The sequence below is a fragment of the Pseudochrobactrum kiredjianiae genome (genome assembly GCF_030362795.1).
In the GTDB taxonomy this organism is placed as follows: domain Bacteria; phylum Pseudomonadota; class Alphaproteobacteria; order Rhizobiales; family Rhizobiaceae; genus Pseudochrobactrum; species Pseudochrobactrum kiredjianiae.
Map to the genome: position 1 here is coordinate 1,337,874 of NZ_JAUCBM010000001.1, position 23,880 is coordinate 1,361,753.

At 50.4% G+C, this 23,880-nt stretch carries 22 protein-coding genes; 9 read left to right on the top strand and 13 right to left on the bottom strand.

What is annotated here, in order from left to right; genetic code table 11:
* Nucleotides 1-388 precede the first annotated feature (388 nt).
* Both QUF18_RS05940 and QUF18_RS05945 read left to right on the top strand, forming a co-directional pair.
* A complete protein-coding gene (locus QUF18_RS05940; RefSeq protein ID WP_289386027.1) occupies nt 389-1,006 on the top strand; it encodes a TetR/AcrR family transcriptional regulator in 618 nt (205 codons plus the stop codon).
* Entirely contained in the window at nt 1,003-2,193 is a 1,191-nt protein-coding gene (locus QUF18_RS05945) for a DUF418 domain-containing protein (RefSeq protein ID WP_289386028.1), read from the top strand. The genes QUF18_RS05940 and QUF18_RS05945 overlap by 4 nt, the downstream gene beginning before the upstream one ends.
* Before the next feature lie 69 nt (nt 2,194-2,262).
* Here the strand turns inward: QUF18_RS05945 and QUF18_RS05950 are convergent, their stop codons facing one another.
* The 9 genes from QUF18_RS05950 to rpsF all read right to left on the bottom strand — a co-directional run bounded on the left by QUF18_RS05950 (nt 2,263) and on the right by rpsF (nt 11,644).
* Nucleotides 2,263-2,823 carry a CvpA family protein gene (locus QUF18_RS05950; protein WP_374806784.1) on the bottom strand — a complete coding sequence of 187 codons (561 nt, stop codon included), beginning with the start codon at nt 2,821-2,823 and terminating at the stop codon, nt 2,263-2,265.
* A gap of 267 nt (nt 2,824-3,090) precedes the next feature.
* Nucleotides 3,091-4,494 (bottom strand): DNA repair protein RadA, encoded by a 1,404-nt coding sequence (gene radA / locus QUF18_RS05955; protein ID WP_289386029.1) that lies wholly within the window; start codon nt 4,492-4,494, stop codon nt 3,091-3,093.
* A gap of 115 nt (nt 4,495-4,609) precedes the next feature.
* Nucleotides 4,610-6,121 (bottom strand): replicative DNA helicase, encoded by a 1,512-nt coding sequence (locus QUF18_RS05960; RefSeq protein ID WP_289386030.1) that lies wholly within the window; start codon nt 6,119-6,121, stop codon nt 4,610-4,612.
* 300 nt (nt 6,122-6,421) lie between these two features.
* Nucleotides 6,422-7,090, bottom strand: a complete 669-nt coding sequence (locus tag QUF18_RS05965; RefSeq protein WP_289386031.1) for a hypothetical protein — start codon at nt 7,088-7,090, stop codon at nt 6,422-6,424.
* A 273-nt stretch (nt 7,091-7,363) separates the two neighbouring features.
* Complete coding sequence (locus tag QUF18_RS05970) at nt 7,364-8,653, bottom strand: cyclopropane fatty acid synthase (protein WP_289386032.1); 1,290 nt, start codon at nt 8,651-8,653, stop codon at nt 7,364-7,366.
* A gap of 596 nt (nt 8,654-9,249) precedes the next feature.
* Nucleotides 9,250-9,819 carry a 50S ribosomal protein L9 gene (rplI, locus tag QUF18_RS05975; RefSeq protein WP_289386033.1) on the bottom strand — a complete coding sequence of 190 codons (570 nt, stop codon included), beginning with the start codon at nt 9,817-9,819 and terminating at the stop codon, nt 9,250-9,252.
* Nucleotides 9,820-9,862: 43 nt separating this feature from the next.
* Nucleotides 9,863-10,822, bottom strand: coding sequence for a DUF2232 domain-containing protein (locus tag QUF18_RS05980; protein ID WP_289386034.1), 960 nt, complete (start codon nt 10,820-10,822; stop codon nt 9,863-9,865).
* 148 nt (nt 10,823-10,970) lie between these two features.
* Nucleotides 10,971-11,219: a 30S ribosomal protein S18 gene (gene rpsR / locus QUF18_RS05985; RefSeq protein ID WP_022712184.1), complete on the bottom strand. Its 249-nt coding sequence runs from the start codon at nt 11,217-11,219 to the stop codon at nt 10,971-10,973.
* The gene (gene rpsF, locus QUF18_RS05990) at nt 11,219-11,644 is read right to left on the bottom strand and encodes a 30S ribosomal protein S6 (RefSeq protein WP_289386035.1); all 426 of its coding nucleotides are present in this window, start codon (nt 11,642-11,644) and stop codon (nt 11,219-11,221) included. The genes rpsR and rpsF overlap by 1 nt, the downstream gene beginning before the upstream one ends.
* Before the next feature lie 482 nt (nt 11,645-12,126).
* On the opposite strand from rpsF, the gene fabD reads away from it, so the two are divergent.
* The 6 genes from fabD to QUF18_RS06020 all read left to right on the top strand — a co-directional run bounded on the left by fabD (nt 12,127) and on the right by QUF18_RS06020 (nt 18,993).
* Nucleotides 12,127-13,071, top strand: a complete 945-nt coding sequence (gene fabD, locus QUF18_RS05995; protein WP_289386036.1) for an ACP S-malonyltransferase — start codon at nt 12,127-12,129, stop codon at nt 13,069-13,071.
* A gap of 137 nt (nt 13,072-13,208) precedes the next feature.
* Nucleotides 13,209-13,946 (top strand): 3-oxoacyl-[acyl-carrier-protein] reductase, encoded by a 738-nt coding sequence (fabG, locus tag QUF18_RS06000; RefSeq protein ID WP_122004778.1) that lies wholly within the window; start codon nt 13,209-13,211, stop codon nt 13,944-13,946.
* Nucleotides 13,947-14,395: 449 nt separating this feature from the next.
* Nucleotides 14,396-14,632: an acyl carrier protein gene (locus QUF18_RS06005; protein ID WP_113942744.1), complete on the top strand. Its 237-nt coding sequence runs from the start codon at nt 14,396-14,398 to the stop codon at nt 14,630-14,632.
* Between the two features lie 287 nt (nt 14,633-14,919).
* Nucleotides 14,920-16,182, top strand: coding sequence for a beta-ketoacyl-ACP synthase II (gene fabF / locus QUF18_RS06010; protein ID WP_289386037.1), 1,263 nt, complete (start codon nt 14,920-14,922; stop codon nt 16,180-16,182).
* 554 nt (nt 16,183-16,736) lie between these two features.
* Nucleotides 16,737-17,945, top strand: a complete 1,209-nt coding sequence (gene mltG / locus QUF18_RS06015; RefSeq protein ID WP_289386170.1) for an endolytic transglycosylase MltG — start codon at nt 16,737-16,739, stop codon at nt 17,943-17,945.
* A gap of 124 nt (nt 17,946-18,069) precedes the next feature.
* A complete protein-coding gene (locus tag QUF18_RS06020; RefSeq protein ID WP_289386038.1) occupies nt 18,070-18,993 on the top strand; it encodes a YicC/YloC family endoribonuclease in 924 nt (307 codons plus the stop codon).
* Nucleotides 18,994-19,057: 64 nt separating this feature from the next.
* Here the strand turns inward: QUF18_RS06020 and QUF18_RS06025 are convergent, their stop codons facing one another.
* On the bottom strand, nt 19,058-19,453 hold the full coding sequence (locus tag QUF18_RS06025; RefSeq protein WP_289386039.1) for a PRC-barrel domain-containing protein: 396 nt from the start codon (nt 19,451-19,453) through the stop codon (nt 19,058-19,060).
* A gap of 376 nt (nt 19,454-19,829) precedes the next feature.
* Here QUF18_RS06025 and gmk point away from each other — a divergent pair, with 376 nt between their 5' ends.
* On the top strand, nt 19,830-20,489 hold the full coding sequence (gene gmk, locus QUF18_RS06030; protein WP_289386040.1) for a guanylate kinase: 660 nt from the start codon (nt 19,830-19,832) through the stop codon (nt 20,487-20,489).
* A 52-nt stretch (nt 20,490-20,541) separates the two neighbouring features.
* On the opposite strand, the gene rsmA is transcribed toward gmk, so the two are convergent.
* From rsmA to QUF18_RS06045, 3 genes are all read right to left on the bottom strand, one after another.
* Nucleotides 20,542-21,369, bottom strand: coding sequence for a 16S rRNA (adenine(1518)-N(6)/adenine(1519)-N(6))-dimethyltransferase RsmA (gene rsmA / locus QUF18_RS06035; RefSeq protein WP_289386041.1), 828 nt, complete (start codon nt 21,367-21,369; stop codon nt 20,542-20,544).
* Between the two features lie 54 nt (nt 21,370-21,423).
* Nucleotides 21,424-22,467 (bottom strand): 4-hydroxythreonine-4-phosphate dehydrogenase PdxA, encoded by a 1,044-nt coding sequence (gene pdxA / locus QUF18_RS06040; RefSeq protein WP_289386042.1) that lies wholly within the window; start codon nt 22,465-22,467, stop codon nt 21,424-21,426.
* A 129-nt stretch (nt 22,468-22,596) separates the two neighbouring features.
* On the bottom strand, nt 22,597-23,550 hold the full coding sequence (locus QUF18_RS06045; RefSeq protein WP_289386171.1) for a SurA N-terminal domain-containing protein: 954 nt from the start codon (nt 23,548-23,550) through the stop codon (nt 22,597-22,599).
* Between the last annotated feature and the right edge of the window lie 330 nt (nt 23,551-23,880).

Genomic DNA, 23,880 nt, shown 5'->3' on the forward strand with positions numbered 1-23,880 from the left:
AGCCGCTGGGCCTTTCGATTGCAGAGCAATTAAAAATGCTCTCTATCATAAGAGTGCTTTAGCTGCATAGTCCCTAAAAATCTTAGATTTTTAAGTCAGGAACTACAGAAGAGTAACAAGTCAGAGTGTGAGGCAGATATTGCAACTGCTATCTCTGATGAAAAACCGGATCGAACGTCAGGTCTGAACACATGGTGTGGTTGCTTGTTTTTGTTGTCTCTGATTTTCAGCCTCATATATGGCGATTGAGATCGGGACACAACAGTCAGGCTCAGATTTTAAACAATAGCACATTTTGGTCGCAGGCTTCGCGGGTTATTTTATCGCTTGCGAAATTTCGTAGACTACAATATTAAACCGAGCGCTCAGTCTAATTTAGAGGTGCGCTATGCGCGTGACAGATCCTGAAAAACATCAGGCAAAGAAACAGACGATACTCGATGCTGCAAAACTTTGCTTTGCAGAGCAGGGGTTTCATCAAACCAGTACGGCACAAATCTGCACTGCGGCGCAGATCAGCACCGGCAGCCTGTTTCATTATTTCCCAAGCAAAAAATCAATCATTGCCGCCCTCTTTGAAGAGGACCGGCAACAAACGCAGGAACTTGTTGCCACGTTGCGCGAGCAGGATGATCTGGTAGCAGCGTTGAATGCTTTTTTCGATGTAGTGCTGGATGTGGCTGGCGATAGTATCTTATCCGCATTGGCGCTGGAAATCGCTGCCGAAGCCGGACGTGATGCCGAAACCGGAGCCCTGTACCGCCTGAACGATAAAGTCATGCGTGAAGAGTTGGAATATCTTATCAGTGTTGGCATTGAGCGTCGTCAGATTGCGGGGGCGTTTCCTGCGGTCGTGGCGGTGAATTGTCTGATGATAATTGTGGACGGTATTTTTAACCGTGTTGCACTTGATCCGGCTTTCAAACCTCAGGAACACCGGTCTGCGCTCAGAGCTATGCTTTGGGGTGTGCTCGGACATACAGCGGATGCGGGAGCAAAATCATGACTTCAGCATCTCAGAAAGTAACGCGCATCGCAGATGTTGATGCGCTGCGTGGATTTGCCCTGCTGGGTATTTTGCAGGTCAATATTATGGCATTTTCATCTGTCATGTATGGCATACCGTCAAGCGGCACAGAGCAGAGTTTCGGGTTTAGTGACCTGGTTCATCTGTTTATCTCCACGATCTTCGAGATGAAATTCTATCTGCTGTTTTCATTTTTGTTTGGCTACAGCGTGACTTTGCAAATGCAATCGGCAGTGCGTGCCGGAGACGCTTTTGTTCCGCGCTTTTTACGTCGCCAAGCAGGGTTATGGGTGATTGGCCTGCTTCATGCGGTTCTGTTGTTCCATGGTGATATTCTTTCAACCTATGCTTTGCTCGGAGTAGTGTTACTGCTCTGGCGCAATAGTCCTGATCGTGCATTGGTCAAGAGTGCGATCTGGCTGATCGGCATAACCGCTGTGCTATGGGCTTCACTCGGCGTATTACTCTGGAATTATCCTGAACAGCCGGATACTGCGCAACTCTTGTCCGAAGCACAGCTGGCTTACACTGCCTATACCGGTAGCTTTAGCAGCGTGATAATGCAGCATCTCAATGAGTTGAAATTTATGTGGCTGATTTTGCTGCTGATACAGGCGCCTTGTGCTTTGGCAATGTTCCTGCTTGGCTTTCTGGCAGGAAAACATCAATTTCTGGCACAACCCGATCAGTACCGGCCATATCTGAAACCGGCAATCACAGCGGGACTGTTCATCGGTCTGCCTGCATCCTTTATTACTGCGCTGACTGCCTTACTGGCAGCCGGAACGCATTGGGAAATGTTGGGGCTGGCATTGAGCCTTGCAACCGCGCCTTTGCTGACCTTTGGTATTATTGCAATTATGTTGAAATTTTTCAGCACAGAGCGCGGCCTGTTCTGGCGTGATGCACTGGCACCGGCAGGACGCATGGCTTTGTCAAATTACCTGCTGCAATCTCTGATCTGTGGTTTCGTCTTTTATGGTTACGGGCTTGGCCTGATTGATCAGATCTCAGCTTTCATCAATGTTCTGATTGGCTTGGCAATTTTCGCATTCCAGCTTGTCTTCAGCCGCTGGTGGATGAAGCATTATTATTACGGGCCGTTGGAATGGTTGTTGCGAGCGCTGACGATTGGTCATTGGTCTGATTTGAAACGCAAAGCTTAAATCAAACACAACAAAAAAACCGCCGCAGAATCCTCTGCGGCGGGTTTTTCAAATGAGATAAGTCTTGGTTTAGTTTGCCGGTGCCGGTGCTTCATTCTCAGGCGTTGCCTGTGTGCCTGTATGCGGCTTGATGCGATCGATGAAAGTTTTTTCAGGATCTTCCGGCAGCATTTGTACCAGTTGCTCACCAAGGGAATCCAGCATTGGCTTGGATTTTGCATTGGTGATCCAGCTTGGCTGATCGGTTGTCACCAGCCAGTTGAAGAACAGCATGGCGACAACAACCAGCAGAACACCACGTGCTCCACCGAAGAGGAAGCCGAGCGTGCGGTCAAGCGCACCGATACGGCTGTCGATAATGAAATCCGCAATTTTCATGGTGATAATCGAAACGATAATCAGCGTGACCAGAAAAACCGAACCGGCAGCTGCAATATTCAGAATGGTTTCATTGCTGATATATGGCTGGAGATAAGGCACGACAGGCTTATAGAAGAAATAAGCTGCCAGCGCGGCCGCTGCCCAGGATGCGACCGAAAGGACTTCGCGCGAGAAACCGCGTACCATGGCGAGAATTGCCGATACGAGTGTTACCCCGATAAGAATTCCGTCTAGCAATGTAATCGGCATCCTGCCTTGTTCCTCTGTGTCGTTTATGCCTGTGGGGCATATAATTTTGTGCGGGGCATACTGCCCGCCGCTCTGCAATTTACAGCGTCTTCCGCGAGCGCGATAGGCTGCGACAATTCTGTCGCGGAAAAGTAACCCGAATATCTTTCACAAATCACTAATTCGGGAGCTGCTGTTGATTAAAAACAGCCATAGCCCGTAAAATCTGTGAGGTAAATGCGGTCAGTGATATTTTGCCACATGATTTATACAAACGGTATTGGTCGATTAATCTCGATTTTGCGCATTCTTGCCGGGGCCGGAGGCTGCAATCTGTGCCACCAGATCGGGCAGGGAGCCGGTTTCGGTTAATGTGAAATTGCGTGGCTTCGATAATTCACCACCTCCAACGGGCAGCACTGCTTGCTTGAAACCGAGTTTCTCCGCCTCTTTGATGCGCTGTGCTGCATGAGCCACGGCACGCACGGCACCCGACAGGCTGACCTCACCAAAATACACGCTGTTGGCAGGCAGCGGAATACCGGCAAGCGAAGAGACCAGTGCAGCCGCCACAGCCATATCGGCTGCCGGTTCGGAAATGCGATAGCCACCGGCCACATTGAGATAAACATCATGCTGGCCGAAACGCACACCACAATGGGCTTCAAGAACCGCAAGGGTCATGGACAAGCGGCTGTTATCCCAACCGACAACAGCACGGCGCGGTGTGCCAAGTGTTGACGGGGCAACAAGTGCCTGAATTTCAACGAGAACAGGGCGCGTGCCTTCCATGCCGGCAAAGACCGCAGCTCCCGGCGCTTTCTCATTGCGCTCACCGAGAAACAGCTCTGACGGGTTGTTAACTTCACGCAAGCCCTTGTCAGACATTTCAAACACGCCGATTTCATCGGTCGGGCCAAAACGGTTTTTGACAGTACGCAAAATGCGGTAATGATGTCCGCCTTCACCCTCAAAATACAACACGCCGTCAACCATATGCTCAACCACACGCGGGCCTGCAATCTGGCCTTCCTTGGTGACATGGCCGACCAGCACTACAGCAGCGCCGGTTGATTTTGCATAGCGGATCATGGCCTGAGCGCCAGCACGAACCTGCGTCACCGAGCCCGGTGCGCTGTCCGCAGCATCTGTCCACAGGGTCTGGATGGAATCAATAATCACCAGATCAGGACGTGGCTTGGTATCAATAGTGGCGAGAATATCCTCGACATTGGTTTCCGCAGCCAGTTCCACAGATGTATCGGCGGCATGCAATCGCTGCGCGCGCAGGCGAATCTGCGCTACCGCTTCTTCACCCGACACATAGATGATGCGGTTGCCGCGTCTTGCTAAAGCCGCAGCAGCCTGCGTGAGCAGCGTTGACTTGCCGATGCCCGGATCGCCGCCCACCAGCAAAGCAGAACCGCGGACAAAACCGCCGCCGGTTACACGGTCGAGTTCACTGATGCCGGATTGAATGCGCGGCGCTTCTTCAATCTCGCCGGAGAGGGTGGTGAGCGCAACGGCACGGCCTTTGCGCATCGCCATTTTACCCGGACCTGAGCCGATGCCGCCGGATGTACCTTCTTCGACAAGTGTATTCCACTCGCCGCAGCCGTCGCATTTGCCTGCCCAGCGGGAATGCGTGGAGCCGCAATTCTGGCAGATGAACTGAATCCGGTTTTTAGCCAAACTATTATCTCTTAAAGCATGTCGCAGCAAAATGGGATCATGTAGCGTCCGTGAGCATGCGACAATTAAAGGAATCTCGAGCGAGCGTCACGGTTGAGATTGAACGCGACACGCTCTAGTGATCGTCATATTGTTCTGGCAGATAGGTACCTTCGGCCAGATCGGTAAAGCGGGTAAACTCCGACTGGAAGGCCAGCTTAACAGTACCGGTAGGACCGTGACGCTGCTTGGCAATAATCACATCCGCGGTGCCTTTAACCTTCTCGAACAGCATTTTCCATTCGTCATATTTCGGGTCGAATTCATCACGCGGTTCAAGGTTTTTAACGTAATATTCCTCACGGAACACGAAGATAACAACGTCCGCATCCTGCTCGATGGAACCCGATTCACGAAGATCGGAGAGCTGCGGACGCTTGTCTTCACGGCTTTCTACCTGACGGGAGAGCTGTGACAGCGCAATGATCGGCACGTTCAACTCTTTACCCAAGGCTTTGAGACCTGTGGTGATTTCCGTGATTTCCTGTACGCGGTTTTGCGAGGACGCTTTGGAAGAGCCGGTCATCAGCTGAATATAGTCGATCACCAGACAATCAAGGCCGCGCTGACGCTTGAGGCGTCGCGCACGCGCTGATAGCTGCGCAATAGAGATACCACCGGTCTGGTCAATATAGAGCGGAATACGCTGCATGGTCTGCGTGCAGGCGATCAGCTTTTCAAAATCGGTCTCGGAAATATCACCACGACGGATTTTCGAGGAGGAGACTTCAGTCTGCTCGGAAATAATACGCGTTGCCAGCTGTTCAGCCGACATTTCGAGCGAGAAGAACCCGACAACACCACCATTGGTGGCCTTCATCGAGCCATCAGCTTGTTGTTCACCCTGATAGGCTGCCGCAATATTGAAGGCGATGTTGGTGGCGAGCGAAGTCTTACCCATACCCGGGCGACCGGCCAGGACGATCAAGTCGGAAGACTGCAAGCCACCCATTTTGCCATCCAGCGAGTGGATGCCGGTGGAAACACCGGAGAGATGGCCGTCACGCTGGAAAGCAACGCCTGCCAGATCAATCGCGGTCTTAACCGCTTCATTGAATGGCTGAAAACCACCATCATAGCGGCCGGTTTCGGCCAGTTCGAACAGGCGGCGTTCGGCATCTTCAATCTGTGAGCGCGGCGCCATATCAACCGGCGCGTCAAAGGCGACATTGACCATTTCTTCGCCGATACCAATCAGCGAGCGGCGTGTTGCCAGATCATAAATCGCGCGGCCATAATCTTCGGCATTGATAATCGTTACTGCTTCGGCAGCCAGACGAACCACATATTGAAACACCGTCATGTCGCCGACTTTATCATCGGCAGGCAGGAAGGTTTTCATCGTCACAGGGTTGGCCATTTTGCCGACGCGGATGAGTTCTGACGCCAGTTCATAAATACGGCGATGGAGCGGGTCGTAAAAATGCGGCGGCTTCAGAAAGTCTGAAACGCGGTAAAATGCATCATTATTAATCAGGATCGCACCAAGAAGTGCCTGTTCCGCTTCGATATTATTCGGGGCTTCGCGGTAAAGCGAATTTTGAGTGTCCCGTGTATCTTCAAGTTTGTGAACCGTCGCGTCAGCCATAAAGTTCTGAATCCTTTGCCGCAATCAGCGGGAATTGTCCGGCACTAAGCCAGACATCAGAGTCTGTTAAAATATGAGTGTAAACAATCTGCCGGTGCAGTTGAAGCGGCTATACCATGATTCACAATGATTCACAGGCCAACACTGTGGAGAGCCTGTGCACCTTTAGAGCGCCGTGCGCCCTCTTGGGCGCAAAAAAGGTCGCTCTAACATTTTATATTTACAGCATAATGTTACCTTAAATTGATTCAAGTTTAAGGAATTATGCTGTAAAAACGGTGTGCTAAACTGATATAAGGATCAGTTTCCGGACATCAAGACTGACTGATGATAACGGATACGCAGCTGGCCGGTCAGCAGGAAAATATAGGCGGCAAGCTCACTCAGTTCTTCCAGATTTTGCGCGGCAGCACCGGTCAGGCCGGTTGTAAGGCCAAGATGCTCTTCTGCAGCGGTTGAAATCATCATGCACAGCGTTGCCAGTAAAAATTCGATCCATGGCAGACCGCCGGAGCGCTGCAAAGGGTTGAGCAATGTCTGGGAGCCGTTTTTGAGCATCAGCACAACCATTAGCAAAATCGATGTGATCAAAGCAGGCATAATAGCCGGTTTGTACCAAAGCTGACGGGAAGAGAAAAACGGCCCTTCTTCAGACATGCCAATCGGATCAAGCAGCGTTGCGCCCCAGCTGAGTTCACGCATAGCGCAGATAAACCAGATCAGTGCTGCACCACGCCACAACCATTTCCAGTCAGGCGAACCATATTTTTGAAAAATCAGTGCCTGTAACATGCCAAAAAACAACACAGCAGCCTGCGCATTTTCAACCGGACCATTCTCCCACGAGACCCATGAGGGCAAGATAAGCGCCAGCGGATAAGATACGACTAGGATCAATAAACCGATAGCTAAGGATATCAGTGTGGTTTTGTTCAGCCGTGGTTGTAGTTTGACATTCGCGCTGGGCATTAAATTCTTATCCTCTCAGATATTTCTAATGAGAGAAATGTCTGATGCAGGATAACAGTACAACCATTGAGGCTTCACAAACTCTTGATAAAACCTTCATGAGTTATGAGGTGTAATTAATTTACAACAAAGGAATGGAATAAAGAGATTCCCCGCTTAGAGCGCCGTGTGCCGTGTGCCATGTGCCATGCTTGGCACACAAAGGTCGCTCTAACACTTTAAAGTTAGAGCATAATTTTACCTTAAACTGATTCAAGTTTAAGGAATTATGCTCTAGTGCCTCAATTGTGCAGCCGTATTTTCATTGGCATAACGCTCCCTTACAATTTTGAACCGGCAGCTCTCCAGTTTTTTCAGGCGTTTCTCCTCTTGTTCAATGTAACTGCGGGTAAGAGGCACAGCATCTTGCCGGTGCGCGAGCTGAATTTGAAACACCATCATATTTTGCCAGCGGAATGCGGATTCTGAACCGGCAAGATAAAACTCCCACATCCGGCAGAAGCGCTCATCATAGAGAGCTTTGGCTTTGTCGCGATTGACGATGAAGGCTTCACGCCATGCTTTCAGCGTTTCTGCATAATGCAGGCGCAAAATCTCGATATCGGTAATGACCAGACCGGATTGCTCAATATGCGGCAGTACCTCTGACAATGCGGGTATATAGCCGCCGGGGAAGATATATTTACGGATAAACGGATTGGTTGATGAAGGCTCATCACTGCGGCCGATAGAATGCAACAGCATGGAACCGCCGGGTTTCAGCAGCCGTGCAACCTGCCGGAAAAACTCTGCATAATGGGTAACACCCACATGCTCAAACATGCCTACAGAGCTGATCTTGTCGAATTGCTGATCAAGGTGCCGGTAGTCCTGTAGTAAAAAGCGTGCCTGATGGTGCAGCTCTTGCGCTCTCGCCCGCTGATTAGCGATCTGGTATTGCTCCTGAGACAGCGTAACGCCGGTCACATCCGCATCGAGCATTTCCGCGAAATAAAGTCCGAGACCACCCCAGCCGCAGCCGATATCGAGCAGCTTGTCGTCAGGGTGAATTTGCAGTTTGGCGGCAATATGCCGTTTCTTTGCCAGTTGCGCATCAGCGAGGCTGGATTTTGGCGTTTCAAAATAGGCGCAGGAATATTGTTTGTCGGGATCTAGAAACAGGTCATAGAGATCGCCGCTCAGATCATAATGGCGCTGCACATTCTTAGAGGAGCGGGACAGAGTATTCATCTGTTGCAGCGGGCGAAAAATCTTGCGTAATTTGGCCAGCACGCGCATCCACGGTTCTTTGGCAGCAATCGCGCCGGTATTTTCAAAGACCAGTTGCAGAAAGCTGTAAATATCGCCCGTTGGAAAGCTGATCTCGCCATCCATAAAACATTCGCCGAGCTTCAGTTCCGGATCAAGTGCAATGGCGCGTTCCGCAGCCTTCGTATGGAAAACCAGAACAACATGCGGCGGCGAACCATTACCATAGGTCTCCATGTGATTGTCCGTATAATGCACTTTGAGATCGCCGCTTGTGATCAGCTTGTTCAGAACGGAATGCAGCATGCCACTCATTGCTTTTCCTTCTCCGCTTTGGAGCATATCCTGAAAACTGCGAAGCTCTATGTAAGGCAATCAGTTCACTAAAATGATTGTTAATCCTGCTTCGACCGGAACAAGATACGCATAAATTTCACAAATAGAGCATTTCCAAAGTGTTCCCGTTTCAACCGGAAACGCTCTCGAAGTAATAATGAATATGCGGATGAAGCAGAAAAATGGTGCCTGTATCCGCTAAAATATATTGCGTTTAAATGCTGGCAGCAGATGTTGTTAGTGCATCTCCGGCAAAACTACGAAGTGGTTTTACGTTGGATATTGCGTAAAATTAAACAGTTGCATCGGCTCCAACGTTTCAGTCTTAACTTGATCCGCTGTATGTAAAAATCAGAGCGGCTATTGAGCACGTGATAATAAAACGCGCTTTTGAAATATGAACTGCTTTAAAAGAATAGCGGGTTTTCCTGTTCTGGAAAGAGCGGGAACATAAATAATTATCAACGGGCTGATCATTTCCCCGTGATAAACGAAATAAATATTGGGCAATAAAAAAGGCTGCACCGGAGTTCCGGTGCAGCCTTTCAGATACGAGACCTGTAAGAAAACGCTGATTATGCGTTTTCTTCGTCGTCGAAATCTTCGTCTTCTGGTTCGTCTGCAAGAGGCTGTTCTTCGATGCCGTAGATTGCAGCAGCAGTCGACAGATCTTCACCTTTTTCCTGACGCAGAGCTTCTTCAGCAGTACGTGCAATGTTGATGGTGATTGTAACGGAAACTTCCGCATGCAGAACGATCGAGATTGTGTGAATGCCGATTGTTTTGATTGCGTGGTTCAGGTCAACCTGGTTGCGGTTTACCGAGAAGCCTTCTGCGGTCACAACATCAGCGATATCGCGTGTGGAAACCGAACCGTACAGCTGACCGGTTTCACCAGCCGAGCGAACAACGATGAAGCTTTTGCCGTTGAGCTTGTCAGCAACAGCCTGAGCTTCGTTCTTGCGTTCCAGATCGCGGGCTTCAAGCTGAGCGCGCTGGGATTCAAAACGAGCCATGTTGGCTTCGTTGGCACGAAGTGCCTTACCCTGCGGGAGCAGGAAGTTACGGCCGAAACCGTCTTTAACAGTAACAGTATCACCCATCTGGCCGAGGCGGGCGATGCGTTCAAGCAGGATAACTTTCATAGGTCTATTCCTTAAGTGTTTAAGTTCTGAATGTGTGGTTATGTTATGAATTCTGAGAAGGATCTTTGGAGAGCGGAGCGCCGCGCGATGTGTCGAGCAGCCCGAAGACCAAAAATACCAATGCAGAGAATGCGAAGATGATGAGTAGAAAATAGGCAAGCCACAGCGCAAACGGACGCCATGTGGCACCGCGTGTCCGCCAGTGAATAATTGCTAAGCCTGCCATGATGAAGCCAGCGGCCAGCGCACCGGCAAAAGTCGTGGCAATCATGCTTGCAGGACCTGACAGGAACATGGAACCGGCAAAAGTCAGTGCAAAGATCAGCAGAGCAGGGCGCGGCATACGCAGTGTCGCAGGCCAGTTATCACGCGGACGGCGCAACACGCCGGAGCGTTCAGTGATACGCAGTGCCAGATAGAAATTTGCAGTCAGGAACATCAGGCTGGTAGCGGCCTGAATAGCTGGCAGACCAAACAACAGGAACTGTTGCAGCATGGCACGGAAATCGTCACTGGCGCTGAATTCAGGATCAGAAGCCTGCAGACTTGCAATCATCGCGCCGGTCAGTTCCCTCACCATTTCTTCGCCATAGCCGATAATAGCGCCGACAATGATAAAGCTGACAGCAATCAGAAGAGCGAGACGGAACATAATGTCCGGCAGCGGATACCAGACCAGTGCATCTTTTGGCCCGCCCAGTTCCTGAGCAGGACGCGCAAGACCGGCAAGATAGGCGCCGGTTGCAGCAGGGATAAAACTGGTGAGGGCAATCAGAACCGCAACCATCGGGGCGGCGAAAATCGCAACAGCAATACTGGCTGTGGCAGCGGCAATCAGGCCGGCAGCAGTGCCCCAGCCAAGTGCGGCGATAAAAATAGGAAGAGGGGTGAGGACATAGAGAACCATAGCAAGGCCGGATTGAACCAGCACACCAGATGCCAGCAGCGCGGCTGCAAGGCCCGCCAGAACTCCGGTTCCGATATGTTTGCTGTTGTAATTCATCTTAATCCTGCTGTCCTGCCCGGAGGTTTCCGGTTGCAGTTAGAGAACGATCGCTCCAGCGCTCTGTTCCCAACCTGACCTTACGGCCACTTAATCATTTATTCGAAGAACAATTCGGGATGTGAGAACACACCCCGAATCAGAAGTCTTATTTCACTACATATGGCAGCAGGCCGAGGAAACGTGCACGCTTGATCGCTTTTGCGAGTTCGCGCTGTTTCTTCTGGCTTACAGCTGTAATGCGGGAAGGAACAATCTTGCCGCGTTCAGAAATGTAACGCTGCAGGAGTTTGATGTCCTTGTAGTCGATCTTTGGTGCGTTAGGACCTGTGAATGGGCAGGTCTTACGGCGACGGTGGAACGGACGACGGGTCGGGATCTGATTGATATCAACCATTATTCTTCTCCTTCGCCAGAAGTTTCATTGTCGCGTGGACGACGTGGACGACGCGGACGATCATCGTCGCGACCAAAACGGTCTTCACGTTCACGACGGTCATCACGACGGGTCAGCATAGCCGACTGGCCTTCTTCGTGTTCTTCAACGCGAATGGTCATGAAACGAAGAACGTCTTCGTTAATACGCATCTGACGTTCCATTTCAGCAACTGCAGCAGCAGGAGCATCGATGTTTACCAGTGTGTAATAAGCTTTACGGTTCTTCTTGATACGATAAGTCAGAGGACGCAGTCCCCAGCTTTCGATTTTCCCGACTTTACCACCATTAGCTTCGAGAACGCCTTTGTACTGTTCTACAAGTGCGTCTACCTGCTGCTGCGAGATATCCTGTCGGGCAAGGATCACATGTTCATAAAGAGCCATTGTCTTGCCTTTCTTCCAAAATCCACTGTCCGTATCAACGGCTAAGCCTCTGCGACTTGTCTATTCCATGTAAAACGGAGAAGAAAGGACGCGAGTCGAGACGATCGAGAGCGGAGACACGGGAGGTTGAAATAATACTATTTCTCCGGATGTTTAAATCCGGCCTCCGTTCAGCCCCCAGCTGATGCCGGACAATGATGTTGTGCCTATTAGTGTCTTTTGGGAAAAGTTGCAACCGTTAAAGTCATTTTAAACGGCCTGTGAATATGGCAATAGAAATACCTGCGATTTACTTTTCATTGCAGCGCGATAGCATATTCCTGCGCTAAAATACCGGTTTCCCCAGTGAAAGCTTGACTTGAAACGCGCTGAAAGGCACATGCCTTCGCAATTATAGATAGTTTTCTGTCGTAACGCGTGTGGCATTATTATATATAGGCGCAAGTTATGACATTCGACGGATATTTGAGAGAGAGGCTTTCATGACTGTAGCATTTACATTTCCGGGACAGGGCAGTCAGGCTGTCGGTATGGGCAAGGCCTTGGCTGAGACCTATCCGGAGGCACGCGCTGTTTTTGAAGAAGTTGATGATGCGCTCGGTGAGAAACTCTCAACTCTGATGTTTGAAGGGCCGGAAGACCAACTGACCCTGACCGCCAATGCCCAGCCTGCCTTGATGGCGGTCTCCATGGCAGTGATGCGCGTGCTGGAATCACAGGGTCTGAAACTTCAGGATAAAGTTGCCTATGTGGCCGGTCATTCGCTCGGCGAATATTCGGCACTGTGTGCAGCCGGTACATTTACGATCTCCGACACAGCGCGTTTGCTGCGTATTCGCGGTAATGCAATGCAGGCTGCTGTTCCTGTTGGTCAGGGCGCTATGGCTGCGATTATTGGCCTTGAACATGCTGATGTTTTTGCGATTTGCGAAAAAGCCGCTGCTGAGGGTTCCTGCCAGATCGCCAATGATAATGGCGGCGGGCAGCTGGTGATTTCCGGTTCCAAGGCTGCTGTTGAACTTGCTGCGAAGCTGGCATCAGAAGCAGGCGCAAAGCGTGCAATTATGCTGCCGGTATCGGCACCGTTCCATTCCAGCCTGATGGCACCTGCTGCCAATGCCATGCGTGAAGCGCTGGCAAGCGTTAATAAGCAGGCTCCGGTTGTGCCGGTCATTGCCAATGTGCGCGTTGCGCCGGTTAAAGACCCTATTGAAATTGCCGATCTGCTGGTTGAGCAGGTGACAGGTCAGGTGCGCTGGCGTGAAACTATTGAGTGGTTTGCCGCTCATGAAGTGACCACATTGTACGAAATCGGCTCCGGCAAGGTGCTGACCGGTTTGGCGCGCCGCATCTCCAAAGATGTGAGCGGTGTGACTGTCGGTACGGCTGAAGAGATTGATGCGTGCCTGCAAGCTTTGCTTGCGTAAGTAAAATCTACAAGCTTTGCTTGCGTGAGTTTAAAAAGCAGACGCTGCTTGGTTAATCGCACAGATTTTGATGTGTTGAAAATAATGGTATAAAAGGCGGATTAAAATTGTCCGCATATCAGATTCAAGAGGATTTCATGTTTGATCTGACTGGCCGTAAGGCTCTCGTAACCGGTGCAACCGGCGGAATTGGTGAAGAAGTTGCGCGCGCTCTGCATGCTCAGGGTGCAATCGTTGCTCTGCACGGTACCCGCGTTGAAAAGCTGGAAGCGCTGGCCAATGAGCTTGGCGACCGCGTTCATATCTTTCCTGCCAACCTCTCCGACCGTGAAGAAGTGAAGGCGCTGGGTCAGGCTGTGGAAAAGCAGCTCGAAGGCGTTGATATTCTCGTGAACAATGCCGGTATCACCCGTGACGGCCTGTTCGTGCGTATGAGCGATGCAGACTGGGATGCCGTTATTGAGGTTAACCTGACGTCCGTGTTCGGCCTGACCCGCGAGCTGACCCATCCGATGATGCGCCGTCGCTTTGGCCGCATTATCAATATTACATCGATTGTCGGTGTAACCGGCAATCCGGGACAGGCAAACTATTGCGCTTCCAAGGCCGGTATTATCGGCTTCTCCAAGTCGCTGGGGCAGGAAATTGCTTCGCGCAATGTGACTGTAAACTGCGTGGCTCCGGGCTTTATTGAGTCGGCAATGACCGATAAACTCAATGAGAAGCAGAAAGAGACAATCATGTCTGCTATCCCGATGAAGCGCATGGGGCAGGGCTCGGAAATTGCTTCGGCAGTTGTTTATCTCGCCAGCAATGAAGCTGCTTACGTGACAGGCCAGACCCTGCATGTAAACGGCGGCATGGCGATGATCTGATGTAAAACCAGCTGGATTTGTGTATAATCCGGCTGATGATGTCTAAATTAAAAGGGCATAAAAAGCTGATAATGCAGTCATATTGCCCTTTTTCTGCTGTTTTGTAAGGATTGGCACTGTTTCAGTGTGGCGGATTGTCGAATTGGACTTTGCCAAATTGCAGAACCGTGATAATGCCCCGCATATTGTTGTGCTGCATATTTTGTGCATCGCGGCGGCGGTAGTGATAAATAGCATTGCGCTTCATCGGCGCAGCAGGTAAATCGCTGCAACTGAAATATATTGTATAGTCTGTCTGAAACGCATTTCTGTTTGAGGCATTATGCAGTAGGAATATCCACGGGATAGTTTCATTGTGACAATCGTCATAATGTCAGGCTATCTTAAAACTTGATTACAATCAGCCATGCCGCTACCAAGGCTATGGTATTAACAGGTCGAGGTCCGACATGAGCGACACCGCAGAACGCGTCAAGAAAATCGTTGTTGAACATCTGGGCGTAGATGCCGAAAAAGTAACTGAAGGCGCAAGCTTCATTGATGATCTGGGCGCAGACAGCCTGGACACCGTTGAGCTGGTAATGGCTTTCGAAGAAGAATTCGGTGTAGAAATTCCTGATGATGCAGCTGAAACCATCCTGACCGTTGGCGATGCTGTTAAGTTCATCGATAAAGCAGCTGCCTGATTATTGTTATAATCGGCATGCAGATATCGGGCCGGAAGATCATATCTTCCGGCCCTTATCGTTTGAACTAAGCTATAGATTTAAACAGTCTGTGAGCCGGTCATGCAGTTCTATTTGCGGGGCTGTAATTAAATACTCCACAAAAGCACTGTAACAATCTATTAATTCTGCGTAATTCTAACGCTTGATCGATTCCGGTCGGGATATTACGCAGTTGATTAATCTGCGCTGCCTGCAACTGATATTAAATCAGTGAGAGACAGGATCAGCCGCGGGGAAGGATACATATGAGAAGAGTCGTCGTTACCGGTCTTGGCCTGGTGTCACCTTTGGCTAATGGTGTTGAAGAAACCTGGAAGCGTTTGCTCGCTGGTCAAAGCGCAGCGCGTCGGGTAACCGAATTCGAAGTTGACGACCTTGCTTGTCAGATTGCCTGCCGTATTCCTGTCGGCGATGGCACAGATGGTACATTCAACGCCGATCTTTATATGGAGCCAAAGGAACAGCGTAAGGTTGATCCTTTCATCGTCTATGCGGTCGGCGCTGCCGATCAGGCACTGGATGATGCCAACTGGCATCCGCAAAGCGATGAAGACCAGATCCGCACCGGCGTGCTGATCGGTTCGGGTATCGGCGGTATCGAAGGTATTGTTGAAGCCGGTTACACGCTGCGCGACAAAGGTCCGCGCCGTGTTTCGCCTTTCTTCATTCCGGGTCGTCTGATCAATCTGGCTTCCGGCCATGTATCCATCAAACACAAATTGCGCGGTCCTAACCACTCTGTGGTAACAGCTTGTGCAACCGGTACGCACGCTATTGGCGACGCGGCCCGTATGATCGCTTTCGGCGATGCGGATGTGATGGTTGCCGGTGGTACAGAATCACCAATCAGCCGTATTTCGCTGGCTGGTTTTGCCGCCTGTAAGGCGCTGTCCACCAAACGCAATGATGATCCGACAGCAGCATCCCGTCCTTATGACGATGACCGCGACGGTTTCGTAATGGGTGAAGGTGCAGGCGTTGTGGTTCTGGAAGAGCTGGAACATGCGCTGGCACGTGGTGCGAAAATCTATGCGGAAGTGATCGGCTACGGCATGTCCGGCGATGCTTATCACATCACTGCGCCAAGTGAGAACGGTGAGGGCGCACAGCGCTGCATGGAAGCAGCGCTTCGCAGCGCCAAAATCACACCGGATGCGATTGATTACATCAATGCGCACGGTACTTCGACCATGGCAGACACACTGGAACTGGGTGCTGTTGAGCGCGTTGTGGGTGACTCGGCCTCTAAGGTTTCGATGTCCTCGACGAAATCTTCGATCGGTCACCTGCTCGGTGCAGCCGGTGCGGCGGAAGCGATTTTCTCGACATTGGCAATCCGCGATAATATCGCGCCTGCCACGCTCAATCTCGACAATCCGTCGGTCAGTACCAAGATTGATCTGGTGCCGCATAAGCCGCGCGCCCGTCAGATTGATGTTGCTGTGTCGAACTCGTTCGGTTTTGGCGGCACCAACGCATCGCTGGTTCTGCGCCGCTATCAGGCCTGATAGAGCGAAATCGTTGATTTAATAGAAGGCCGCTTTCTGAGAAGGCGGCCTTTTGTTGAAAAGTCCTTATTCTGTTTCATTCAGACGGAAATAGCTCTGAAATATGAGTTCTTTCTGTCGAAACCTGTGTTCATGGGTTGCGATATCCGTGCTTTTGCCGCAATTATTGTGCCCAATAAACATGAAGACTGTTTGCTGCTTGTTTGCAGATAATGGCTCAAATCTGAAACAGTTCAGCAATTTGGTGGCGGGTTTTCTTTGAAAACTGCACCAATGCAATAAAATACCAATCCGGAGCAGCGCTGTATTACAAAATAGCGTCAATGTTCCGGTTAAACCGGAGTGAAAGTGTGACGTCAGACCAATCATCTGAAAAAAAATCTGCTGGCCAGCCTGTTGTATCTGATGGTGCTGATCAGAATAATGCGTCACCATCTTCGGCAGAAAATGCAGTTTCTGAAAATGCATCCAAGCCTGTTACATCTGATGAAGCGGTTGTTGTAGCGCCGGTTTCACCGGAAATCGCTGAAGCACCGGCAGCACCTGCGGCTGCCATGGAGCCAGTTGCAGCACCTGTTGCGGCACCGGCACCGCAGCCTGAATCGGAAGTCGCGGCAGCACCTGCACCGGAAGCTGCAAGCGGTCCGATTGTTCTGAAATCAGCCAGTGAAGCTCTGCGTCCGGAGCCCGGCACACCTCCGCCACTGCCGAAAAAGCGTAAACGCTCGCGTCATGCCCGCAGCCAGATTGTGGTTTTCGCAAATTTCATGCTGTCTCTGCTGGTGTTTCTGGTTATCGGCATGGGTGCATTGTTCTATTTCGGTAAAGTACAGTTCACATCCGAAGGGCCGCTGGAACAGGATTCGACATTCTTTGTGAAGCGCGGCAGCGGGATTGTTGAGATTTCCGATCAGCTGGAGCGCGCTGACCTGATTACTGATGCTCGTATTTTCCGCTATGGTGCGCGTGCTTATGGCATGGAAAAGAGCATGAAAGCGGGTGAATACGCTATTCCGGCTCATGCCTCGATGCGAGACATTATGAATATCTTTGCTGAAGGTAAGTCGCTGATGCATCAGGTGACTATTCCTGAGGGGCTGACCGTTCAGCAGATTTTTGATCGTATTTCCAATAGCGAGCTGCTCTCCGGCAATCTTCCGAAAGAACTGCCGGCTGAGGGCAGTCTGATTGCGGACACGCTGAGCTTCACACGCGGTACGACACGCGAAGAAGTGGTTACGCGTCTGAAAACAGCACAGGCCAAACTGGTTGATGAAGTTTGGGCAAAGCGCCGTGATGGTCTTCCGGTAAAAGACAAGAACGAGTTTGTGACACTGGCTTCGATCGTTGAAAAAGAAACTGGTGTGGCATCGGAACGTCCGCATGTGGCTTCGGTTTTTGTAAACCGTCTGAATACGGGCATGCGTTTGCAGTCCGATCCGACGATTATTTATGGTATTTTCGGCGGTCGCGGTAAGCCATCGGATCGCCCGATCTATAAATCGGATATCGAAAAAGAAACGGCCTATAATACCTATATTATCAAAGGTCTGCCGCCGACACCGATTGCTAATCCAGGTCGTGATGCACTCGAAGCTGTTGCCAATCCACTGGATACAAAAGACCTGTATTTCGTGGCAGACGGTACTGGCGGGCACATCTTCGCGGCAACGCTGAAAGATCATAATGATAATGTGCGTAAATGGCGTGATATTGAACGTCAGCGCAAAGAAGGTGCCACTGGCGCACCGGCAGCACCATAACCACATAGTTGTTATGGATTTGCTGTTTCAATAAATATTACAATATGGTGCCGTCCGGTTCTCCGGACGGCATTTTTGCAAAAGCTGCTATAAGCATATAAGCGGCTTGGAAATGGACTTGAACATGACAGTACAGAGCATGACCGGCTTTGCCCGTCACACGGCAACATTCACACCGGAGAATGGTGCGGAGACACGGATCAGTTGGGAAATCCGCTGTGTCAACGGCAAAGGGCTTGATGCGCGTTTTCGTACGCCCAATGGCTTTGATGATCTCGAGCAATTATTACGCGCTGCGCTGGGGCGTGTGTTCTCGCGCGGGTCTTTTCAGGTCAATGTGACTGTTGAAGAACCGGAAGCGCAGGTCAAACTGGTTATCAATGAGGCATTGCTGAGCAAGGTCATGCAGACCGCACTGCAATTGCAGAACCAATATGGTCTTGCTCCTGCCAGTGTCGATGCCGTGCTTAATCTCAAAGGTATTCTTGAGCCACCGCAGACAGAGGCAGATGAAGCGGCGAAGGCTGCGCTAAAAGCCGCGTTATTGTCGTTCTTTGATGAGGCGCTGGAAGCTCTGAAGCAGATGCGCTTGCAAGAAGGCAAACGCTTGTCTGATCTGCTTGGTGGTCATGTTGATCGCATCGCGGAGCTGGCTGTTCTGGCGCGTCAGGATGGTTCGCGCAGTGCAGATGCCATTCGTGAACGTCTTGCGGGGCAGGTGGCTCTGTTGCTTGAGGCCGTCAACAGTAATCGCAGTTCTGCACTTGTGCTGGATGAGCAGCGCCTGCATATGGAAGCTGCGTTTCTGGCAACCAAGGCCGATATTCAGGAAGAGCTTGACCGGTTGGATATGCATGTGGCGGCAGCACATAAACTACTGACGGATGGAGGGCCTGTTGGCCGTAAGCTCGATTTTCTGTCGCAGGAATTTAATCGCGAAACCAATACGCTTTGTTCAAAATCCAACGCAGCATCGATCACGGCGATTGGTCTTGAATTGAAAGCGGTTGTCGATCAGTTCCGTGAGCAGGTTCAGAACCTCGAATAGATGTGGTTATAAAATTAAAAAAGCCCTGCATGTAGCAGGGCTTTTATTTGAATGGTACAAGAGGTTAGCGACCCCAGCGGCCTTCATATTTAAATTCAGGTGCGGTTTTCAGCTGATCCTTGGTCGCGGTCATTGTAGCGATCCATTTTTTATCGGCTTCGATATAGTCGACCTTCACAGCGGCTGGTTCGACGATCACATAGCGCTCTCCCATACCGAGAAAGCCACCCACAGAAATGATATAGCCGGATAATTTACCATCGGAGATAATCAGATCCTTGATCTCACCGATATTTTCATCTTCAGCATTGGTAATATTCAACCCGACAAGATTATAGCTCAGCACATCAGTCGGCTGCGCGGTAACGAATAGCTCAGGTGTCGTTGTTACTGCGGTCTGGGCGTAAGCTGCACCCATGAGAGTGCCGGATGCGACAAGTGCGATAATAAGACGACGCATGATCTTCTCCAATTTTTTAATTTCAAGTTACTAAAATAAAACGCAGCATTGTTGATATTGTTCCGAAATTTTTATGAGAGAACATTCTGCTTTGGTTTGAATGTACGATTTAAGCCTGATTTTACGGGCAAAAAATTTGAGGCAAAATCTCAATTGGTAAAACTTTAATAACTAAAAAAGATAGACAATAGCGGGATTATAGATAACAACGCAGACATGGAACCGGCAGGGTGATATCAGTCGTGCCGGAGTGCATCCGCAAAAGCGGAAACCGTTTTTGATAAGATGCATATCCGTATTTAAAAGAGCATTTCTAACAAGCAGACTGAAACGGGAAATGCTTTTAGCGAGTTCAGAATCTGGAGCAGAATAGATTATGGCCATCTCCTTCGTGGAAAATGCTGTTGCACGGCGCGGTCTTATGTTGGTCATTTCCTCACCGTCAGGCGCGGGCAAATCAACGATTGCGCGACTGTTGCTTGAAGATCGTGACATGGATCTTTCTCTCTCTGTCAGCGTGACCACTCGTCAGCGTCGCGCCAGTGAGATTGAGGGTATTCATTATCATTTTAAAAGCGTGCGTGAATTCGAGCGTCTGCGTGACAGCGATGCGCTGATCGAATGGGCAGAAGTCCATAGCAATTATTACGGTACTCTGCGTGAGACTGCGGAAAATGCTCTGGCCGACGGCCGTGACATGTTGTTTGATATTGACTGGCAGGGTGCTGAGCAGCTTCAGGCTAAAATGCCTGCTGATGTGGTTTCAATCTTTATTCTGCCGCCGACCATGAAAGAGCTGCAGATGCGTCTCAACCGCCGTGCGGAAGACACAGCGGAAGTGATTGAGACCCGTCTGAACAATGCGCGTTTTGAAATCCAGAAATGGAGCAAATACGACTATATCGTCATTAATGAAGATTTGAACCAGTCTTATGCAGCGGTCAAATCCATTGTTATGGCAGAGCGTTTGCGCCGTGATCGTCGTCCGGGCCTGTTTGAATTCGTCAACGGATTGCTGGAAGAGCAACCTTCCTGATTTTCATTGAGTACATAAAGTAAAACCGCCGTAAGGCGGTTTTTTTTATAGCTCATAATTGATTGGCGAGATGCACAAACTCCTCAACGCTAAGCGTTTCCGCGCGGCGTGTCGGGTCAATACCTGCTTTGTTGAGCAGCGCTTCACCGCCAAGCGGTTTGAGGCTCTGACGCAGCATTTTGCGCCGTTGGCCAAAGGCTGCCTGTGTCACGCGCTCCAGCAGGTGCGGCGGGCATTCCAGCGGCTGTTCACGCGGTATCATATGTACCACGGCAGATGTCACTTTCGGCGGTGGTGTGAACGCCTGTGGCGGCAGATCAAAGGCGATTTTCGACTGGGTGCGCCATCCGGCCAAGACGCCAAGGCGGCCATAGGCATCGTCACTCGCATGAGCAACAATACGCTCGGCCACTTCTTTCTGGAACATCAGCGTCATCGAGCTGTAAAACGGTGGCCACGGATCACTGAGCAGCCAGCCAATCAGCAATTGTGTGCCGACATTGTAAGGTAGATTGGCAATGATCTTCGGCTTTTTTATCGGATCAGGAAACAGGGTGGTAAAATCCTGCTGCAAAGCATCACCGGAAATCACCCGTAAGCGTTCCGGATATTCGGCCGCAATTTCCTCTAAGGCTGGCAGACAGCGCTCATCACGCTCAATAGCCGTAACAATGCCACCCTGAGCCAGAATAGCGCGTGTCAGGCCACCGGGGCCGGGGCCAACCTCAATCACCGGCTGATCTTGCAAATCTCCGGCCTGACGGGCAATTTTAGAAGTCAGATTAAGATCGAGCAAAAAATTCTGGCCGAGCGATTTCTTGGCGTTCAGTTCATGACGTTCGATCACATCACGCAGGGGCGGCAGATTATCAATGCTCATAGAGTGTCTCTGTTGATTTTTTATCAGCGAGCCTGCCGAGGACAGGATTGCTGTTTATTTGGAAAATGTTTGATTATTCGCAGCCAATTCTGCTGCCAGTTTAAGTGCGGCGATCAGGCTGTCTGGTCTGGCAATGCCACGACCGGCAATATCAAAAGCGGTGCCATGATCGGGAGAAGTGCGGATGAAAGGCAGGCCGAGCGTCACATTCACAGTCTCGTCAAACGCCAGCGCCTTGGCCGGAATCAGCGCCTGATCGTGATACATACAAATGGCTGTGTCATATGTAGTTAGCGCCTGTTTGTGAAACATCGTATCGGCAGGCAAGGGGCCGCGGATATTCATACCTTCCGCTTTCAGAATCTCAACTGCAGGACGGATCACCGCATCATCCTCATGGCCGAGTGCGCCACCTTCGCCCGCATGCGGGTTGAGGCCGGAAACTGCAATACGCGGGTTTTTAATGCCAAATCGTGTACGCAGATCATGTTCGGTAATACGGATTGCTTCAAGAATTGCATCGGTGGTTAGTTGTTGCGGCACCTGATGCAGCGGAATGTGAATAGTCACCGGCACGACACGCAATTGCGGGCCTGCAAGCATCATCACGGGGCGGACTTCAGTTCCGAGATGGCGTGAAGCCAGATGGGCAAGAAATTCTGTATGCCCCGGAAAGCCGAAACCTGCTTCATAAAGCGGCTTCTTCGCAATCGGACAGGTTGTGACAGCGCTGGCCTGACCATTGAGAACATAAGTCGTCGCCCGCTCAATCGCCTCAATAATACCGGCAGCATTTGAAGCTTGCGGCACACCGGGCTTGTCTGTCAGGCGATTGGCAAGAGGAACAACAGGCAGATAATGGCAAAAACGCTGAACGGCTTCTGAAGGCTGGCAGATACTAAAAGGAATATCAAGGTCAAGCTGTCTGGCTCTCGCCGTCAGCAGCGCCGGATCGGCCAGAATGAAAAAGGGCGGCAGCGCATGTTTTTCGCGCAATGACCATGCAGCAAGCGCAATGTCGGGACCAATACCAGATGGATCTCCGATGCTCAGAGCAACCGGAGCTATGGAAGCCTCTCCATGATGCGGAAAAACCATTTTATGCTCCGGTCTTGTGTTGGGTAATGCGTAAAAACAGAGAAATAGAGCGGTTCTACAATTCAATTTTAACTGGAACCGCTCTAAAGGCGGATAATCGCGCAAGTGGTGTTTTGCGCGAAATATGGTTTAGCGATTAACGATTTTCGCTTTTTCGCGCAGTTCTTTCAGATATTTCTTGCTAATTTCTTCAGCCTTTTTCTCCTGATCGGAGTTGTTGCTTGTGCCTTCCATGGAGAAAGTCAGCTGAGCAACACGGTCATCAGAAACGCTGCGCTTGGCGCAAACAGCAAGGAATTCAACGCCCTTGTCGGTATCCTGCACCGCAGTCGCACGGCCAACAGCGGTGGCTTTCAGCTGTGTTGTCCATTCCGGCGGCAATTGCAGTTCAAGATGTTTGCCGAGGTCACGTACGGTCACATCCATCATGCCTTTTGTCAGCGAACGGGTATTCTCACAGCCGGAGAAACGGTTACGCAGAGCATTGGCTTCCTGACGGCGTTTGGCCAATGTGCCGGCTGAACGGTTTGCGGCAGGTACAACAAAAATCACCTGCTGGAGCGTGTATTCATTGGACGAAGGCTTCTTGCCACCGTCTTTCAGCATACGCTGTACCGCATCCTGCTCGGTCATCATACCTTCTGAACGGAAGCGGGCGCCGATGGCGCGGTTCCAGCCCATCTGTACCATAACGAAGGTTTTAAAATGCTTCGGCGTAATGCCAGCCTGATTCATCAGCTGATTAAGCTGTGCAATGCTCATTTTATTGCGCGATGCAAAGCCGGCATAGGCGGTTTCAACTTCCTGATCGGAGACGACAATACCGCGTGATTTCATTTCCACACGCTTGAGCATTTCTTCCACCAACTCGTCTTGTGCAATCTTGTTCAGATTGCCGGTACGACGTTGCAGCTTGAGGAACGCGGCGCGATTGGCGATATCAATATTGGTAATCGGGTTGCTGTTAACGATCACTTTAATTTCGGCGGCATGGGCTGCGCCGGTAAATTCTGTGATGCTGAGGGCAGTGAATGCAACTGTACCGGCAATCAATGCAGCCAGAATGCGTTTATTCATATTCATGCTCATGGTGGTAAGTTTCATACTGGTTTCCCGTTACGCTTTTCAGGATGCGCTCATCTCCGAATGCGGAAAAATAATAGATAAAACGCTCTGCTATGTCACATCCTGTCAGGATTTTCGTTCTTGTATAAATGAGCAGGTGCAGTGAAACAATCTCTCATATGATGAAGAACGTATGAAAACTGCAAATTTTAATCCCGTTATGCCTGTTTTGTGTCATTTAGGCTGAAGAAACGACATATCCAATCTTTGTATTCTCTAGAGCGTGTTGTGTTTAATCGTACCCACTGCGCTCGCTCTAGATTCTTTTAATTGTCGCATGTTCGCGGT

What these genes read in the sequence shown, in the direction of transcription:
- fabD (WP_289386036.1), top strand. Translation starts at nt 12,127, where the DNA reads ATGACTGTAGCATTTACATTTCCGGGACAGGGCAGTCAGGCTGTCGGT.
- rplI (WP_289386033.1), bottom strand. Translation starts at nt 9,819, where the DNA reads ATGAAAGTTATCCTGCTTGAACGCATCGCCCGCCTCGGCCAGATGGGT.
- QUF18_RS05980 (WP_289386034.1), bottom strand. Translation starts at nt 10,822, where the DNA reads ATGAATTACAACAGCAAACATATCGGAACCGGAGTTCTGGCGGGCCTT.
- pdxA (WP_289386042.1), bottom strand. Translation starts at nt 22,467, where the DNA reads ATGGTTTTTCCGCATCATGGAGAGGCTTCCATAGCTCCGGTTGCTCTG.
- mltG (WP_289386170.1), top strand. Translation starts at nt 16,737, where the DNA reads ATGGAGCCAGTTGCAGCACCTGTTGCGGCACCGGCACCGCAGCCTGAA.
- QUF18_RS06005 (WP_113942744.1), top strand. Translation starts at nt 14,396, where the DNA reads ATGAGCGACACCGCAGAACGCGTCAAGAAAATCGTTGTTGAACATCTG.
- QUF18_RS05950 (WP_374806784.1), bottom strand. Translation starts at nt 2,823, where the DNA reads ATGCCGATTACATTGCTAGACGGAATTCTTATCGGGGTAACACTCGTA.
- QUF18_RS05960 (WP_289386030.1), bottom strand. Translation starts at nt 6,121, where the DNA reads ATGGCTGACGCGACGGTTCACAAACTTGAAGATACACGGGACACTCAA.
- QUF18_RS05965 (WP_289386031.1), bottom strand. Translation starts at nt 7,090, where the DNA reads ATGCCCAGCGCGAATGTCAAACTACAACCACGGCTGAACAAAACCACA.
- fabF (WP_289386037.1), top strand. Translation starts at nt 14,920, where the DNA reads ATGAGAAGAGTCGTCGTTACCGGTCTTGGCCTGGTGTCACCTTTGGCT.
- QUF18_RS05970 (WP_289386032.1), bottom strand. Translation starts at nt 8,653, where the DNA reads ATGAGTGGCATGCTGCATTCCGTTCTGAACAAGCTGATCACAAGCGGC.
- QUF18_RS05940 (WP_289386027.1), top strand. Translation starts at nt 389, where the DNA reads ATGCGCGTGACAGATCCTGAAAAACATCAGGCAAAGAAACAGACGATA.
- rsmA (WP_289386041.1), bottom strand. Translation starts at nt 21,369, where the DNA reads ATGAGCATTGATAATCTGCCGCCCCTGCGTGATGTGATCGAACGTCAT.
- QUF18_RS06045 (WP_289386171.1), bottom strand. Translation starts at nt 23,550, where the DNA reads ATGAATATGAATAAACGCATTCTGGCTGCATTGATTGCCGGTACAGTT.
- QUF18_RS06020 (WP_289386038.1), top strand. Translation starts at nt 18,070, where the DNA reads ATGACAGTACAGAGCATGACCGGCTTTGCCCGTCACACGGCAACATTC.
- gmk (WP_289386040.1), top strand. Translation starts at nt 19,830, where the DNA reads ATGGCCATCTCCTTCGTGGAAAATGCTGTTGCACGGCGCGGTCTTATG.
- QUF18_RS06025 (WP_289386039.1), bottom strand. Translation starts at nt 19,453, where the DNA reads ATGCGTCGTCTTATTATCGCACTTGTCGCATCCGGCACTCTCATGGGT.
- rpsF (WP_289386035.1), bottom strand. Translation starts at nt 11,644, where the DNA reads ATGGCTCTTTATGAACATGTGATCCTTGCCCGACAGGATATCTCGCAG.
- fabG (WP_122004778.1), top strand. Translation starts at nt 13,209, where the DNA reads ATGTTTGATCTGACTGGCCGTAAGGCTCTCGTAACCGGTGCAACCGGC.
- QUF18_RS05945 (WP_289386028.1), top strand. Translation starts at nt 1,003, where the DNA reads ATGACTTCAGCATCTCAGAAAGTAACGCGCATCGCAGATGTTGATGCG.
- rpsR (WP_022712184.1), bottom strand. Translation starts at nt 11,219, where the DNA reads ATGGTTGATATCAATCAGATCCCGACCCGTCGTCCGTTCCACCGTCGC.